Source organism: Polynucleobacter sp. CS-Odin-A6, from assembly GCF_018882095.1.
In the GTDB taxonomy this organism is placed as follows: Bacteria; Pseudomonadota; Gammaproteobacteria; order Burkholderiales; family Burkholderiaceae; genus Polynucleobacter.
Genome location: NZ_JACVPD010000001.1, coordinates 809488 through 824733, shown reverse-complemented (window position 1 = coordinate 824733; position 15246 = coordinate 809488). Strand labels below are relative to the sequence as shown.

The following is a 15246-nucleotide window of genomic DNA, read 5'->3' as shown; positions in this document are numbered from 1 at the left end:
GTGTTGCACTTTAAGCTATCGCGTTTGCGCGAGGATATCCCCTCCCTACTGAAATTAGCGGGCCCCATACTCATTGGTCAATTAGCGGTCATTGCCTTTGGCGTACTAGATACTGCGATGACAGCCCGTTACTCTGCCGATGATTTGGCTGCTCTAGCAATGGCTTCCGCGATTTTTATCAGTATTTATGTAGGTGTTACTGGCGTGATTTCTGCGCTTGCACCAATTGCTGGTCAACTCTTTGGCGCTAAACGGTTTAGCGAGATTGGTGAGGAGGTTCGGCAAGCGACCTGGCTAGCATTGGGCCTGACGCTGCTGGGATGCGTGATTCTGCTTAATGCAGATCTTCTATTGGAGATTTCGCAGGTCACTCTTGATATTGAAGGAAAAGCGCGCCTCTATCTCAGCATTCTGGCGATTGGATTGCCCGCAAGTATGGCGATGCGCGTCTTAATCGCTTTGCACAATGCCGTCTCTAGACCTACTGTGATTACGGTAGTTCAACTCATTGGCCTTGGTTTAAAGTTGCCACTCAATCTCCTCTTTATTTATGGTGGTCTTGGTATCGAGGGTATGGGCGGGCCAGGTTGCGCCGTAGCAACGGTCATCATCAGCTGGTTCTGGTTGATCTCTACTCTGGGTTTTGTATTGTTTGATCGCTTCTACAAGCCATTCCAGATCTTTGCTCGCTTTAGTTGGCCTGACTGGCATCGCATTTGGACTCTCCTCAAATTAGGTGCGCCGATTGGCTTTAGCTATTTGATTGAGGTAACCTCATTCACCTTTATGTCGCTCTTTATTGCGCGCCTAGGGACTACAGCTTTAGCGGGCCATCAAATTGTGGCTAATCTAGGTACAGTCATTTATATGGTTCCCTTATCACTGTCGATTGCAACGATGACCTTAGTTTCACAATCGATTGGCGCCAACCAACAAGAGCGTGCTGAAGAAATTGGTTGGTCATCAGTTTTCTTTACAACCAGTTTATGTATTGTGATTGGTGTAGCGGTATGGATTTTTAGAGTCACTCTATTGGATCTCTATGATCCACCAGAAGCGGTGAAGTTATTTTCTATTCCACTCTTTTTGTTTATTGCTTTTTACCAAGTCTTTGATGCCTTACAGATTACTGCGGCATTTATTCTGAGGGCTTATCGCGTTGCCTTCTGGCCCATGCTGATTTACGCAGGCTCACTTTGGGGAGTGGGTTTAGGTGGCGGCTACCTGATGGGCTTTAATGTTTTCGGCAATACGCCTGAATTTTTACAAGGCGCCAATGGCTTTTGGGCTGGCAATAGCATGAGCCTCGGTTTAGCTGCACTGTTACTGCTCTACCTCTTTAGAAGAACAGCGGCGCGCTTTGAGAAAACGCATCCGCCGGTCGAAGTTTAAATCCTGAAAACTGTTTTACTGAATGGGCTTAGATCCATTTGAGGGCATCGCAGGCTTGCCTTGTGGTGGCATATAACTGGAGTTACTTTGTGTTGGGTAGCTAGGAACTTGATTGCCTTTGGAATACATGCATTGCTGATAAGCGATGTTGTACTGAACTTGGCCCTGATTTTGCTTACCAGAAGCGTTCATGGCACCGATACCCGCGCCACCCAGTAAGCCGATACCTGCACCCGTACCGATGTTCTGACCACTGCCCCCTTGGATCACTGCACCAGCGGCTGCACCGAGAGCGGCAGCGATGAGCGCGCTTGTAGCGCCCTCTTTTAGTGCGGCATTGCTAGTATCTTTAATGGCATTTGCAGCAAACTCACGGCATTGCTGATCTTCTTGCTGGAAAACCTCAAAAGGCTTGCCTTCACGCGGCATGATCGCAATAGTTGGACCAGTAGGCGCCGACACGCAGGCAGCTAAAGAGCTTACCGCGATCAGGGTCAGTACAGCACGTTTCATATTCAATCCTCTAATCTGTGATTTCATTGGTTCTGATTACGCCTTGGGGTATTGCTAATGGTTGTAGTAGTGGGCGGTATTGCTGGCTGAGCCTGCCAACCCGATGTGCAAGTTTGCACATAAGGAAAATATTGCCCGCTCGCCTCACAGAAATACCAAACTGGAGGTTGGGGTTGCGATGCCAATACCATCTGCTGCTGAGGTGTCACATAAGTGACTACAGGTTGATTTGCGTAAACCACCTGTGGTGAGTAGTAAGTTGCTGCATAAGGATAAACATATGGATAGCCATTAACAGGTCCGTAATAGCTTCCCCTCCAACCGCCGCCGTAGCCACCACCCCATCCAGGTCCGTAGGCTGCTGGACGCCAACCGCCGCCATAGCCACCGCCGTATCCGCCTCCATGACCACCACCAACAGAGACAGCCCAACCCACATTACCTGCTTGAGCAGTCACAGGGGCCGTCAATACAGCCGCCGTTGCTATGAGCGTCAGAATGACTTTAGCAATACCTGGTTTGCAATGCTGTTGACTTGAATTCATATTGGACCCCATTAATTAACTACTTCCTACCATCTTTAACGCTTGAGCCAAATCCAGGCTGACAGGAATTGGGCTTTTATTGGAATATTTATTGATTTACCTTAGTACACTACTGCTCTAATTTTGCGCCCGATCGGTAAATTACTCTACCCCATTTATTAGTCTCAGCTTGGATCAGTTGGGAGAGCGCTTGAGGGCTTCCTGGCGCGGGATCTAAGCCACTTACCAGGAGCTTGTTTCGAATACTGGCTTGGTTCAGCGTTTGGCGCGTCAGGCTATTTAAACGTTTTTGCAAGGCGGGCGGCAAATTTGCTGGGGCCATGAGTGAGAACCAGGAGCTTGCCTCAAATCCAGTCAAACCCTGCTCTGCCATGGTAGGGATTTCTGGAGCTGCTGGAGAGCGCTTTAAGGAGGTGACAGCCAAAGCCTGTACTTCTCCCGCCTTAATGAGTGGCAAGGATGAAGAGAGGTTATCAAAGAGCATCGAAATACGTCCACTAATCAGATCAGGCAAAGATTGCGCCCTCCCTTTGTAAGGGATATGCCGAATCTGTACTCCCGTCATCTCTTTAAAGAGTTCGCCCGACATATGCAAGGAGGTGCCGACGCCAGAGGAACCAAAAGTCAGTTCATTGGGTTTTGCTTTTGCTAACTCAATCAGCTCGGAGACATTTATCACGCCTAATTTCTTATTCACTACCAATACATTAGGAGTGCTAGCTAGAAAACTAATGGGCGTGAAATCATTGATCGGATGAAAAGGCAACTTGTCATAAAGAGCACCATTAATCGCATGAATACCCACCGTACCAATTAATAAGGTGTAACCATCGGGCTCACTCTTAGCTACCAAGTCCGCACCGATATTGCCACCATAGCCAGGACGGTTTTCAACGAGTACTGGCACACCTAAGCTTTGCTGCCAACTCTCAGCCAACACGCGCGCCAAAATATCGGGTGCTCCACCCGGGGTGAAGGTGACAATAATCCGAATAGCCTGTTTAGGCCAAGTTGTTTTGGATTGATTACTCTGGGCTTGGGTAGCGCCATGGAAGCATAAAAAAACAAGCGCTATTACTAAGTTTTTCGCCGCCCTTGAGGCAATCATCATGAAATTACTAACGCTAAATTAAAAACCAAAACGTGAGCGTAGCCAAAGCCATCCCTCATACTTCACAGGATCATCAGCACAAGGACCTAGGCCACACTCCAGTAGAGTCGAAGCGAGATTAGCAAAGACTAAAATGATAAATAGGATCACTAATAGATTGGCCAAGAGTGATCGTGAGCGTACCTCACGGTTTGGTAGCATCAGCAAAATAGCAAGACCAGCGATCAGACCAACATAGCCAACAAAAGCCCAGGTGTAAAAATGGAGCTCTAGGAAGGTTGTTCCGAATCCTTTATCACCAGGTAGGATGTGTAAGAGCACCTGACGCAAAGAAACTGTCATCCCTACTAAGCCGCCAATGATGCCCCAACCATAATGAGCAGAATAAGCACCGCAACGAATATTTAATACCAATGCAAAACCAATGATCACAAAACCCATGCGCTGCATTAGACATAATGGGCAAGGTAGTTCGCCAAAATAAATTTGATCAACAAAAGCATAGGACAACATGCCGATAATCGCCGCCAAGGCGAGCTGATTACCAAGGCCTGCTAGAGAAGGAAAGGAAGACTTGCTCATGTTTACTTACAGTTCTTCACAGGCTAATATTGAGATGATCAGTAGCGTGAACACGGAACCAAAACATTAAGATGCCGACAGTGATCGCAAGCATCACTAAACCTGCCAGACGTTTCTCAAACCACACGAGGACTAAGCCGATAAAGGCTGTCAGGAAAGGGAGGAACATATACATAGATGAATTCTAGCGCAGGTTTGTTGTAGGCTTATGAAGGCGCTATAAGTAGGCGCCTAGAAGGGTCTTTTCATTCTTTGGCTTTAAACGGCTGAATTCAAGACCGATAGCGGTCGCTGAGCCTTTAAGTTGTATTGTGTTTTTGCGTGCTAAATTATGATCGTCGGCGATAAAAGGATCCCTTAAGATTTAGCGTTTAAGAAATCCACTACCGTCTGAATAAAGATCTCTGGTGCCTCGATGTGCGGAATATGTCCCACGTTATCCAGAGGAACTAATTTGGCATTCGGAATGGCCTGAGCAGCTTTGTGACCTAATTCTGGAAAATTGCCCAAAGACTTCACTGCTTCAGGTGGCGCAAAGCGACGACCAAAAACAGTACGATCTTTTTGACCAATCACTAACAGCACTGGCATCTTCAGTTGCGGTAGATCAGCAACTACCGGTTTCTCAGCAATCATCTGATACGTTAAGACTGAGGTCTTTGCCCAAGCAGGATAGTCGGGGCCCTTTTGAACTCGAACATAGACTTCTACAAACTGTTCAAAGCCAGGCTGCCATACCGGGAAATAAGATTGCAGAAAGCGACGATAACTACTTTCAGTTTGGGCCATTTCTAACTTGAGCAAATTATCATTGGTTTGAGGTGGGATATCTTTGCTGTAGTCCTCAAGTCCGAGCGGGTTCTCCAGTACGAGTTTTTGCACCACCTGCGGATACAAACGGGCAAACCGAATACCCACCATGCCGCCCATCGAATTGGCAATCACGGATACCTTCTGAATCCCCAGAGATTTAAGTAATGCCTGTGTATTTTGCGCAAGATCGTCAAAGTGATAAGGAACATCCGGCTTAGAGGATTTTCCGAATCCAATTTGATCCGGAGCAATCACTCGATAGCCTGCAGCAGTTAAGCCTGCAATCGTAGGCGCCCAATAATCACTAGAGAAATTCTTCCCATGAAATAACACCACGACGCCCTTCTGTTTGTCAACTGCAGGAATGTCCATATAGACCATCGTTGCTGGCTGACCTTGTAGCGAGGTCTTAAATTCTTTCGTAGGATAAGGATAAGGCCATGCACTTAAGCGAAGATCTAAGGGGCTCGCATTGGCATAGCGACTTTGAGGTTGGGCCTCAATCTGAACTTGATGCACCGTAGTACAAGCACTTAACAGCATGCCGCCAATACAGATCACCATTAAATTACTGAAGCGCATTGTTAACCTCATCCCTAAACTTTTTTACCTGGTGACTAATTTTTTTTATTGTGACACTTATACGATCTTGACTTTAAGCGGCGTCAGACCCTCAACTGATCCTTCAAGTACATCGCCTTTTTTGACGGGGCCAACACCAGCAGGCGTACCTGACATAATCAAGTCACCAGGCTCCAGCGTAAATAGAGTCGAGAGGTAGGCAATGGTATCGGGGATATTCCAAATCAATTGATTTAAATCCCCTTCTTGACGAACTTCACCATTCACCAATAGCTTCACTGTGCCTTTGCTAGGATGGCCACATTGGGTAGCAGGGGTAATAGCAGCACAAGGAGCAGATTGATCAAAGGCCTTACCAGTATCCCAAGGACGTCCCATCTTCTTCGCTTCACCCTGCAAGTCACGACGGGTCATATCGAGACCAACACCGTAACCATAGACATGATCTAAAGCCTGATCAGCGGGGATATTAGCGCCGCCCTTACCAATCGCAACTACCATCTCAATCTCGTGATGGACATCGCTGGAGAGTTGCGGATACTGCATATCTTTACCATCAGCCACAACAGAGTTCGCTGGCTTCATGAAGAAAAATGGTGGCTCACGATCGGGATCATGACCCATCTCCCGCGCATGGTCAGCGTAGTTGCGGCCAACGCAATAAATTCGGTTTACAGCAAAACGACGGGCATCACCCACTACCGGAAGCGAAGGAACAATAGGTGGGTCAATTACATATGTAGTACTCATGAATCCTCTTTTTTATCTAAAGTTTCGTTTTATAGTATTTTTACTAAATGAATTATGGCATCACTTCAATGTCCGTTTGTCAGGATTGCTAGTAGAGCGTATCTTGAGCACCAAAATACTCAGCGCCAAAAGAAAGGTTAAGGCATTGGCTAAAATCAATGGCCACTTCTCGATCATGAGACCGTAGATCAGCCACAAACCAACGCCGCTGGTAAATAAGCTGTACATCCCTACTGAAATCCCGGAAAGATCCCGTGTGCGCCAGGATTGAATCGCTTGTGGCAGAAAAGCAATTGTCGTCAAAAACGCAGCGCAATAGCCAATCAGTTCATATGAAACAAGATTCATGGATTGATCAAGAAAGATGATTTTTTAAGGCAATGGAAAGGAGAGAATTGCCTTAAGTGTAAGAGAATCAGTGCTATTAGAAAAGCCCTTCCCTACCCCCGCCTGAAAGGCGATGGGCTTGCCATCGTAGTACACCATCAAAAAACCTAGTTGCTGCGTATTTTGGTAATTAATCGGCTGATTTATCTGATTGAGGCTGGAGTAGTACTCAACGCCTAGAGCGAGATCGGGATGAACCTCTCTCGAGATTCTCGTTGCAGTAGAAAAATACGGTGCCTGATGAATGTCGGGCTGAGAGAGCGGCATCCCAACGATCGGGTTAAATGAAATCAGCCATTCATCAAAATGCTTGCCAATAATAAAACGGGCCTCCCCGTTATAGCGAGATTGATCAAATTGCGGCTGCACATTAGCGACCTCAAAGTTGACACCAGCAAATAAGGCATCGCCATGCTCTTCTTGATAGGGCAACCATTTCAGGCGCACTTTAGTAGCGGCATATTGGAACTTATTATCGTGGTTCGCATAAGAAATATAGAGGCCAGCCTCCAGATTATTTCCAAGGCCATAGGCAAGTTCTGGAGTTACACGCACCCCGTTATTGTTCATCACCTCACCTGGATAAGATGGGGTCTGCACGCCACGTGGCGTGCTATTGAGATGTACCTCTAAACTCGCCTCCCCTTTTGCATTAATCGCATCGTCATAGACTTGGATTTCATCTTGCAATACAGCATGACCCAGCACGGGGAAAAGACCCAAGAAGATGGTCAGCAGCAATACGCGGGAATAGCATCTCATCTTCAATATTAAGAAAGCCCAAAATACAGCGCGGTTTGATAAGTAAGGAATGCAGCTAAGTAAGCTAAGACGAATAGATAAGTCAACATCATCGCTGGGATCTTCCAGCCACCGGTTTCTCTTTTGACCGCTGCAATCGTTGATAAGCACTGTGGTGCGAAGACAAACCACGCCAATAGCGATAGTGCTGTTGCCAAGCTCCAGCTATGCGAAATTAAAGGCACTAAAGCATCCGCAGCATCAATGCCTGAGTTAGAGAGCGCATATACCGTGGCCAGAGAACTGACAACGACTTCACGTGCCGCCATACCCGGAACCAGGGCAATACTAATTTGCCAGTTGAAGCCAATCGGTGCAAAGATCACTGCCAAAGCTTGGCCCATCATGCCGGCAATACTGTATTGAATAGGCGAGCCAGTAGCATTTTCTGGGGGAAGCGGAAAGCTAGAAAGCGCCCATAGACAAATCGTCATGATGAGAATAATTCCACCTACACGACGTAAGAATATCTCTGCGCGCTGCCATAAGCCAATCGCCAGATTACCCAGGCGTGGCCAGTGATAACTGGGCAACTCCATCATCAAGGCATTGAGTTGAAATGTTTCACTCATCAAATGCTTTAATGTCCAAGCCACTGCCATCGCACCTGCAATGCCGGCAACGTAGAGTAAGAAAAGTACTAGACCTTGTAAATCCATGCCAGCCCATAAAGTACGCTCGGGAATAAATGCAGAAATTAATAAGGCATAAACAGGCAGGCGTGCTGAACACGTCATCATTGGTGCGATCAAAATCGTGACCAAACGATCGCGTGGATTAGAAATGCTCCGAGTCGCCATAATGCCGGGGATAGCGCAGGCAAAGCTAGATAGCAGCGGGATAAAAGATCTTCCTGATAACCCAACCCGACCCATTAAGCGATCCAATAAATAGGCCGCGCGGGGAAGATAACCGGATTCCTCCAAAATCAGAATGAAGAAATACAGAATCAGAATCTGGGGCAAGAAAATCAAAACACCGCCAGCACCAGCCAGAATGCCATCAACCAATAAACTGCGTAACCAATTATCTGGCAGTACTTGCGTCAGTAATACACCAAGCCAATCTACGCTCGCTTTAATCATATCCATGGGCAATGTTGCCCAAGCAAACACGGCTTGAAAGATCAGAAATAGCACCACCGCCAAAATCATTGGGCCCATGACTGGGTGTAGTAATACCGCATCCAAACGATCGCTGAATCGATCTGGAATGATCTGATCTAAATGCAGGTTCTGCAAGATCTGCTGAACCTGAACATTGTCAGACTCCGTGTGTGCCGAATGATCTATTGGGGTTTCAACACCTTCATCGATATTGCTAGCACTCAAAGCGGAGAGGTTTTTCCAATCGATCTCACTCAAATATTGCTTGAGCTCATCAGCCCCATCAGACTGAATACCCACTGTGGCAATCACGGGCAAGCCTAACTCTTGAGATAGGGCTTGAGCATCCACGACTAAGCCTTGACGCTTAGCTACATCCGCCATATTTAACAAAACGATACAAGGTAGTCCTAGACGTTTAGCTGATAAGACCAGACGCAGGTTACGCCTCAGATTCATCGCATTGAGAACGCATAAGACTAGGTCTGGTCGCTTTTCTCCTTGCGCATTGCCATGAAGGACATTGCAGGTTACTCGCTCATCTAAGGAACGTGGATATAAGCTATAGGCACCAGGTAAATCGAGGATGCGGATGACTTTGTGAGAGTCGAGAGTGAGACGCCCTTCTTTTCTCTCTACGGTTACGCCTGAATAGTTAGCCACCTTCTGACGACTCCCTGTCAGCAAATTAAATAGGGCTGTCTTACCGCAATTGGGGTTACCCAGTAAGGCAACTAAGGGCTCACTGGGAAAGAAATGAATCTTCGCTTCTGACATGATTAAAGTATTTCTACCTGGACCATGCGGGCCTCAGACTCTCGAAGGGCAAATGTCGATGAACCAACCCGGACCAAAATAGGTCCTTGACCGAGTAATCCTTTGCGCAATACCTCAACCTGTTCGCCTGGTAAAAAGCCAATATCTTCCAGCTGACAGCGAATATCATGCTGCTGATTGTCTAGAGGGGCAATTTGACTGACACGAGCTCTGATCCCGAGAGGGATTTCTTGTAGGTTCACGATGGAATCAGTATACACCTAAATGAGAATGAATATCATTCTTTAAAAGGAGAAACTTAGTCTGCCCGGGGAATAGAGTAACCGTTATTCGCCAAGACTTGTTTAGCAACAGCACCTTGAAGATAGTCATATAGTGCTACGGCGCTGGGTGCTGGATCTCGCCTCAGAACCATGCGCTGCTGAATCGGTGCATATAGAGCATCTGGTAAAGCGACATATTGAATCTTGGTAGAGAGCTCAGGGGACTTTGCCAAGGATAAGGCGGTAATGCCGACCTTAGCAGCTCCAGTGCTGACGTACACAGTCGCAATAGAAATATTTTCCGCAAATATCAACCGATCTTGAACATCGCCCCATATCTTGATTGCCTGAAGATATTGAACGGAGGCTTTACCGTAAGGCGCTAAATCGGGATTGGCAATCGCAATTTTCTTGGCACTTCTTAGCAAGGCTTTAATACTCTCTGGGTCTGCATTTAAGGATAGTCCGGTAGTGGTTGTAGCAACGGCATTAGTAATGAGCGCTAAATGCCCTACCGCATAAATCACACCGCGATCACGAGTAAGACCAGCTTCAACCAATCGCAACGGATAGGATTCATCTGCAGCGATAAATAAATCATATGGCGCACCCTGCCTCATCTGACTTGCCAGGTTAGCCGACGATCCATACACAATGCGCATACTTTGGCCTTGAGGATAAGTCTGTTTAAAACCTTTGAAGATCTCTTCGAACGCTGGCTTGAGATTGCTGGCCACAGCAATAGTGACTAGCTTGGTAGCCGATTGAGTGGCCGACTGCGCAAAAGAGAGAGGGGCCAAAAAACTACTGGCCAGAAATCCCAATATGAAAATCATTTTCCTCATAGGAACGAGTGTATAGCCAACCTACTATCTACCCCTGAAGACCAATTAATTTATGGCCTGGAGTCTGAGTAGAGAGCACTTGAATTTTCCAGAATGAGCCTACCGAGCTCTTTATTACCTCTCAACTCTTTACCCATCGTCCTAAAAAAACCGGATTCATGTACTGATATTTTATAATATAGGTGACCTTTACTGAATATCCCAAAAAAATCGAACTCACATGAAATTATCCTTAAATACTATATTGGCTACCGCCTTCACAGCCGCTACGGTATTTAGCAGCACCCCTTTTGCACAAGAGAAAAGTATTGTGGTGTCCTCTACCACCTCCACAGAGCAATCTGGCTTATTGGGCTTCATGTTGCCTATATTTAAAATGAAGACGGGTATTGATGTGAAGGTGGTTGCTGTAGGTACGGGTCAGGCCTTAGATATTGGCCGTCGTGGCGATGCAGATGTCGTTTTTGTCCATGACAAACCAGCTGAAGAAAAGTTTGTGACTGAAGGCTATGCCACCAAGCGAATCGAAGTCATGTACAACGACTTTGTATTAATTGGACCCAAGTCAGATCCAGCAAAAATTGCCGGTGGAAAAGATATTAAGGTCGCCTTCCAAAAGATAGCGACAGCACAAGCGCCGTTCGTTTCTCGTGGTGATAAAAGTGGCACTCATGCAGCAGAGCTGCGTTACTGGAAAGATTCTGGTGTAGCCGTAGCTTCTATCCCCGCTTGGTATAAGGAAACTGGCTCAGGCATGGGTCCCGCCTTAAATACAGCATCCGCCATGAATGGCTACATCTTGGCTGATCGCGCTACCTGGTTGGCCTTTAAGAATCGTGGTGATCTCGCTATTCTGATTCAAGGTGACCCCAAGCTATTTAACCAATACGGAGTGATGTTAGTGAATACCGCTAAATTTCCTCATGTGAAAAAAGCAGAAGGCCAAGCATTTATTGATTGGATTACCTCTAAGAATGGTCAGGACGTAATTGCGAGCTATCAAATTGGTGGTGAGCAACTCTTCTTCCCGAATGCAAAGCAATAGCAGACTTACTTCATTAAAGAAAAGGCCCGCATTGCGGGCCTTTTTTCTACAGCAGTATTAAGCAATACTGCGTGTTAAGTACTCACTCAATATTTACTTCTTTGGAGGCGTTACGAAACCAATGGCAGTGTCGTCAACAAACTCAACCATGACGTCATCACCAGCTTTGAATTTCTCAAGACCTAATACGCTTTGATCCACTTTCACTCTTTGCTTTTCGCCAGATGGCAAAGTGAATGTCACAACTCGAGTTTTCGCATCGATTGAAGTGATTTTGACGGTTGCAAAAACAGTATCAGTAGTTTCTTCAAATGGCTTAGCAGAACCTTTGCCAGCAATGACAACTGAACGCACACCAGAAACACCTGGCTTCGCGTCTTTAGGGGCAGCAACTAGACCAACTGCGATCGCTTGAGCATGCTCAACAACAAAAACATCACCCTTCTTTACTTTATCCAAATCATTGATCTTCTTGGATACATTCATTTGCACTAAATTACCACTGGCGTCTTTTAATACAACGATGCGCTTCTGGACATCTACTGAATCAACAGTAGCAGTCAAAACAACAGCTTCAGCAGCCAAAGGCAACATTTTTGCTGGTGCTTGAGCGAATGCTGCGCTAGCAACAACTAAACCGAGTGAGGCAACTAATGTGGCAAGTAAGGATTTCTTCAAGATAACTCCTAGATAAAGGTTTGTGAGGGGCGCCATGGAAACAGCGTCACGAAAATCATTTTAACCATGAAATAAGTTACTTATAAGACTTAAAGTGACTCTTTAAACCATAACAGGCTGTATTTGTTACATTAGGGATCAATCCCTGTAATGGCGCCTTTGATAATGGACCCCGTGATACTGATTAAACCCTGGCTAGAGGCTGAAAAAGAGGCATACCCTATCCGTAAGCTTGTTTTTATTGATGGGCAAGGGATTCCAGAGGCAATGGAGCTCGATGAATTCGACCCTATTGCAGAGCATGCTCTAGCCTATCAAGAGGGAAACTGCATTGGAACGGCCCGGCTCATCGCCTTACCCGGTCAGGAGGGAAGAATAGGTCGAATGGCAGTATTGCCCGCCTTTCGAAAGCAAGGTATTGGGAAGCAATTACTCCGTGCTTTGTTAGAGCGCAGTAAAAGCCAAGGCCTCATTCGCCTCACATTACATGCCCAGCTATCCGCTATTCCCTTTTATGAGCAGTTTGGCTTTATCGCACAGGGAGATATTTATGATGAAGCCGGAATTGCGCATCGCGATATGATCTTACTTATCTAATATCCATTCATTACCTATTCATTATTCATGACCCAAACAGCCAACCCCCCTTTTCTCTTTCGTGTTTGCTACTCAGACACTGATGCGGCGGGATTCGTCTATCACGCGCGCTATTTAGAAATCTTTGAGCGCAGCCGTTCAGAGTGGCTTCAGCAAAGAGGATTAAGTCCCACCAAACTGATCAATGAATTCGGCATCCTGTTACCGGTTCGTGAAATCACCATGAACTTTCATCGACCAGGCCGTCTTGATGATTTACTCAGCATCGATCAAGTCATTGAGCATCGCGGTCGGACTCAAATTGCTGTCAAGCAAACAGCGAAGCGTATTACTGCGGGAGCTGAGCCTGAGCTTATTGCCAGTGCACTACTCCATATAGTTTGTGTTGACACTACAAGCCTTAAACCCAAAGGCCTGCCTGATTGGCTCTTTGCTGCTGAACAATCATCACCTGATTTGGAAGCTTAAATGCAAGAAGGTAAATTACTGACGTTTGTAAAAAGTCTAGCTACGCTTCTGGAAACGAATCCAAGCGAAGCGCTAATTTTCTCTCAAGGCGGCAAACTTTTAGAGAATTTAATTCGCGAAGATGATTGGCTTCCTCACGAGTTCTGCAAGCCGCATCCTCAGTATTACCAGCAATACTTACTCTATGCAGACCCACTCGATCGTTTCTCCGTAGTCAGCTTTGTGTGGGGTCCTGGTCAAAAAACACCTCTTCATAACCATACGGTTTGGGGAATGATCGGTCAACTCCGAGGCCAAGAACGCAGTTCCAACTATTACCAACAAGCGGATGGTAGTTACGCAGCGGATGAATCCTTCGTTTGTACACCCGGTCAAGTAGCAAGTGTTTCGCCCAATACGCACGATATTCATATTGTAGAAAATGCCTTGCATGATCAAACCTCAATTAGCATCCATGTATACGGTGGCAACATTGGACGTATTCAGCGGGCTGTTTTTGACCCAGCTACCGGTGTTGAAAAACTATTTATCTCGGGTTATGCCAATACCGTGACCCCTAATCTCTGGAATACCACGCCTAATCCGGTTTGATGGCTTAAAATAAGGTCTCTTTCTGCAAACACTGTAAGTGTGGCAGCTCACCCCATTGGCCGGGATAGTCGTTTAATTGAATACGGGCCAATATTTATTTGGCCCCTATGTTATTTACAGATCTTGGTTTATCAGAATCCATTCTTCGCGCGATTAGCGAGGAGGGATATACCAGCCCTACCCCTATTCAAGCAAAATCCATCCCTGCAGTGTTAAAGGGAGGCGACTTATTGGCCGCTGCCCAAACAGGTACCGGTAAAACAGCTGGCTTTACCTTGCCTATTCTGCAGCGCTTAAGCGCTACCACTCAAGCTGGTAGCGCTGGTGGCAAAAGAAAATTGCGGGTATTAATTTTGACGCCCACCCGTGAATTAGCAGCGCAAGTTCAAGAATCCGTCGTCACCTACGGAAAATATACCGGCCTCAAATCCGCTGTGATTTTTGGTGGTGTTGGCGCCAATCCACAGATCAAGGCGATTGCCGCAGGACTGGATATCTTAGTAGCCACGCCTGGTCGCTTACTAGACTTAATGTCACAGAACTGCGTCTCTCTTGCCCATATTGAAATCCTCGTGCTTGATGAAGCCGATCGCATGTTGGATATGGGTTTCTTACGTGACATTAAAAAGATTTTGGCTGCATTGCCAAAGCAACGTCAGAACTTGCTCTTTTCAGCAACCTTCTCGACAGAGATTAAGGCCTTGGCTGATGGCTTGCTGAACTCTCCAGAGCTAATTGAAGTCGCCCGTAGTAATAGCGCCAATGAAGCGATTGCTCAATTGATTCACCCGGTAGATAGAACGCAGAAGCATCCTTTATTAGCGCATCTGATTAAAAGCAATCAGTGGCAGCAAGTACTCGTATTTACTCGCACTAAACATGGTGCTAATAAATTAGTAACTCAGCTAGAAAAAGATGGCATTACTGCTATGGCGATTCATGGCAACAAGAGTCAAAGCGCACGTACTAAAGCATTAGCGGATTTTAAAGACGGAAAAATTACCGTCTTAGTTGCGACTGATATCGCTGCACGCGGCATTGATATTGATCAACTCCCCCATGTAGTCAATTACGACTTACCGAACGTTTCCGAAGACTATGTTCACCGCATTGGTCGTACTGGAAGAGCAGGTTCTAACGGTGTAGCGGTGTCCTTAGTGTGCGTAGATGAACATCAAATGCTCAGAGATATTGAAAAACTCATTAAGCAAAAATTACCTCAGGAAGTGATTGCTGGATTTGAACCTGATCCAAACGCAGTGGCACAACCCATTCAATTGAGAAGCCAACAACATCAACAATCTAGGAAACCGCGTACTGCTGGCGGGGGCAATAGTGGTGGTGGAAAGCCTGCAGCAAAAAGAAGTAGTCCTCCCAAGCGGACTTTTAATCGCTAACCC

19 protein-coding genes are annotated in these 15246 nt (G+C 46.3%); 6 read left to right on the top strand and 13 right to left on the bottom strand.

From position 1 onward, the window contains the following. Positions 1–1392 (top strand): MATE family efflux transporter, encoded by a 1392-nt coding sequence (locus ICN15_RS04245; RefSeq protein WP_216201387.1) that lies wholly within the window; start codon positions 1–3, stop codon positions 1390–1392. A 15-nt stretch (positions 1393–1407) separates the two neighbouring features. On the opposite strand, the gene ICN15_RS04240 is transcribed toward ICN15_RS04245, so the two are convergent. The 12 genes from ICN15_RS04240 to modA form a co-directional block, all read right to left on the bottom strand. Further along, the gene (locus tag ICN15_RS04240) at positions 1408–1905 is read right to left on the bottom strand and encodes a glycine zipper family protein (RefSeq protein ID WP_216201386.1); all 498 of its coding nucleotides are present in this window, start codon (positions 1903–1905) and stop codon (positions 1408–1410) included. A 23-nt stretch (positions 1906–1928) separates the two neighbouring features. Then, complete coding sequence (locus tag ICN15_RS04235) at positions 1929–2450, bottom strand: hypothetical protein (RefSeq protein ID WP_216201385.1); 522 nt, start codon at positions 2448–2450, stop codon at positions 1929–1931. A gap of 109 nt (positions 2451–2559) precedes the next feature. Further along, positions 2560–3561 (bottom strand): tripartite tricarboxylate transporter substrate binding protein, encoded by a 1002-nt coding sequence (locus tag ICN15_RS04230; RefSeq protein WP_216201384.1) that lies wholly within the window; start codon positions 3559–3561, stop codon positions 2560–2562. Between the two features lie 18 nt (positions 3562–3579). Beyond that, positions 3580–4143, bottom strand: a complete 564-nt coding sequence (locus tag ICN15_RS04225) for a disulfide bond formation protein B (protein WP_216201383.1) — start codon at positions 4141–4143, stop codon at positions 3580–3582. 16 nt (positions 4144–4159) lie between these two features. Beyond that, a complete protein-coding gene (locus ICN15_RS04220; protein ID WP_216201382.1) occupies positions 4160–4318 on the bottom strand; it encodes a DUF5993 family protein in 159 nt (52 codons plus the stop codon). Positions 4319–4500: 182 nt separating this feature from the next. Further along, entirely contained in the window at positions 4501–5538 is a 1038-nt protein-coding gene (locus tag ICN15_RS04215; RefSeq protein WP_216201381.1) for an alpha/beta fold hydrolase, read from the bottom strand. 57 nt (positions 5539–5595) lie between these two features. Beyond that, positions 5596–6288: a fumarylacetoacetate hydrolase family protein gene (locus ICN15_RS04210; RefSeq protein ID WP_216201380.1), complete on the bottom strand. Its 693-nt coding sequence runs from the start codon at positions 6286–6288 to the stop codon at positions 5596–5598. A 60-nt stretch (positions 6289–6348) separates the two neighbouring features. Then, positions 6349–6636 (bottom strand): SemiSWEET transporter, encoded by a 288-nt coding sequence (locus ICN15_RS04205; RefSeq protein WP_216201379.1) that lies wholly within the window; start codon positions 6634–6636, stop codon positions 6349–6351. Between the two features lie 24 nt (positions 6637–6660). Next, positions 6661–7437: a hypothetical protein gene (locus ICN15_RS04200; protein ID WP_216201378.1), complete on the bottom strand. Its 777-nt coding sequence runs from the start codon at positions 7435–7437 to the stop codon at positions 6661–6663. Positions 7438–7445: 8 nt separating this feature from the next. Then, positions 7446–9359: a ferrous iron transporter B gene (locus ICN15_RS04195; RefSeq protein WP_216201377.1), complete on the bottom strand. Its 1914-nt coding sequence runs from the start codon at positions 9357–9359 to the stop codon at positions 7446–7448. A 2-nt stretch (positions 9360–9361) separates the two neighbouring features. Further along, positions 9362–9601: a FeoA domain-containing protein gene (locus tag ICN15_RS04190; RefSeq protein ID WP_216201376.1), complete on the bottom strand. Its 240-nt coding sequence runs from the start codon at positions 9599–9601 to the stop codon at positions 9362–9364. A 56-nt stretch (positions 9602–9657) separates the two neighbouring features. Beyond that, positions 9658–10467 carry a molybdate ABC transporter substrate-binding protein gene (gene modA, locus ICN15_RS04185; protein ID WP_216201375.1) on the bottom strand — a complete coding sequence of 270 codons (810 nt, stop codon included), beginning with the start codon at positions 10465–10467 and terminating at the stop codon, positions 9658–9660. A 220-nt stretch (positions 10468–10687) separates the two neighbouring features. Here modA and ICN15_RS04180 point away from each other — a divergent pair, with 220 nt between their 5' ends. Beyond that, on the top strand, positions 10688–11512 hold the full coding sequence (locus tag ICN15_RS04180; RefSeq protein WP_216201374.1) for a substrate-binding domain-containing protein: 825 nt from the start codon (positions 10688–10690) through the stop codon (positions 11510–11512). Positions 11513–11605: 93 nt separating this feature from the next. On the opposite strand, the gene ICN15_RS04175 is transcribed toward ICN15_RS04180, so the two are convergent. Then, positions 11606–12190: a hypothetical protein gene (locus ICN15_RS04175; RefSeq protein ID WP_255532855.1), complete on the bottom strand. Its 585-nt coding sequence runs from the start codon at positions 12188–12190 to the stop codon at positions 11606–11608. 150 nt (positions 12191–12340) lie between these two features. Between ICN15_RS04175 and ICN15_RS04170 the strand changes: the two genes are divergently transcribed. From ICN15_RS04170 to ICN15_RS04155, 4 genes are all read left to right on the top strand, one after another. After that, entirely contained in the window at positions 12341–12787 is a 447-nt protein-coding gene (locus tag ICN15_RS04170; RefSeq protein ID WP_255532854.1) for a GNAT family N-acetyltransferase, read from the top strand. A gap of 27 nt (positions 12788–12814) precedes the next feature. After that, on the top strand, positions 12815–13255 hold the full coding sequence (locus ICN15_RS04165) for a YbgC/FadM family acyl-CoA thioesterase (protein ID WP_216201373.1): 441 nt from the start codon (positions 12815–12817) through the stop codon (positions 13253–13255). Then, the gene (locus ICN15_RS04160) at positions 13256–13846 is read left to right on the top strand and encodes a hypothetical protein (RefSeq protein WP_216201372.1); all 591 of its coding nucleotides are present in this window, start codon (positions 13256–13258) and stop codon (positions 13844–13846) included. A 107-nt stretch (positions 13847–13953) separates the two neighbouring features. Further along, positions 13954–15243 carry a DEAD/DEAH box helicase gene (locus ICN15_RS04155; RefSeq protein WP_216201371.1) on the top strand — a complete coding sequence of 430 codons (1290 nt, stop codon included), beginning with the start codon at positions 13954–13956 and terminating at the stop codon, positions 15241–15243. Positions 15244–15246 lie beyond the last annotated feature (3 nt).

Coding starts and splice junctions, on each gene's coding strand:
- ICN15_RS04235 (WP_216201385.1), bottom strand. CDS start 2,450: ATGAATTCAAGTCAACAGCATTGCAAACCAGGTATTGCTAAAGTCATT.
- modA (WP_216201375.1), bottom strand. CDS start 10,467: ATGAGGAAAATGATTTTCATATTGGGATTTCTGGCCAGTAGTTTTTTG.
- ICN15_RS04240 (WP_216201386.1), bottom strand. CDS start 1,905: ATGAAACGTGCTGTACTGACCCTGATCGCGGTAAGCTCTTTAGCTGCC.
- ICN15_RS04170 (WP_255532854.1), top strand. CDS start 12,341: ATGGCGCCTTTGATAATGGACCCCGTGATACTGATTAAACCCTGGCTA.
- ICN15_RS04205 (WP_216201379.1), bottom strand. CDS start 6,636: ATGAATCTTGTTTCATATGAACTGATTGGCTATTGCGCTGCGTTTTTG.
- ICN15_RS04230 (WP_216201384.1), bottom strand. CDS start 3,561: ATGATGATTGCCTCAAGGGCGGCGAAAAACTTAGTAATAGCGCTTGTT.
- ICN15_RS04165 (WP_216201373.1), top strand. CDS start 12,815: ATGACCCAAACAGCCAACCCCCCTTTTCTCTTTCGTGTTTGCTACTCA.
- ICN15_RS04200 (WP_216201378.1), bottom strand. CDS start 7,437: ATGAGATGCTATTCCCGCGTATTGCTGCTGACCATCTTCTTGGGTCTT.
- ICN15_RS04160 (WP_216201372.1), top strand. CDS start 13,256: ATGCAAGAAGGTAAATTACTGACGTTTGTAAAAAGTCTAGCTACGCTT.
- ICN15_RS04220 (WP_216201382.1), bottom strand. CDS start 4,318: ATGTATATGTTCCTCCCTTTCCTGACAGCCTTTATCGGCTTAGTCCTC.
- ICN15_RS04195 (WP_216201377.1), bottom strand. CDS start 9,359: ATGTCAGAAGCGAAGATTCATTTCTTTCCCAGTGAGCCCTTAGTTGCC.
- ICN15_RS04210 (WP_216201380.1), bottom strand. CDS start 6,288: ATGAGTACTACATATGTAATTGACCCACCTATTGTTCCTTCGCTTCCG.
- ICN15_RS04225 (WP_216201383.1), bottom strand. CDS start 4,143: ATGAGCAAGTCTTCCTTTCCTTCTCTAGCAGGCCTTGGTAATCAGCTC.
- ICN15_RS04155 (WP_216201371.1), top strand. CDS start 13,954: ATGTTATTTACAGATCTTGGTTTATCAGAATCCATTCTTCGCGCGATT.
- ICN15_RS04215 (WP_216201381.1), bottom strand. CDS start 5,538: ATGCGCTTCAGTAATTTAATGGTGATCTGTATTGGCGGCATGCTGTTA.
- ICN15_RS04180 (WP_216201374.1), top strand. CDS start 10,688: ATGAAATTATCCTTAAATACTATATTGGCTACCGCCTTCACAGCCGCT.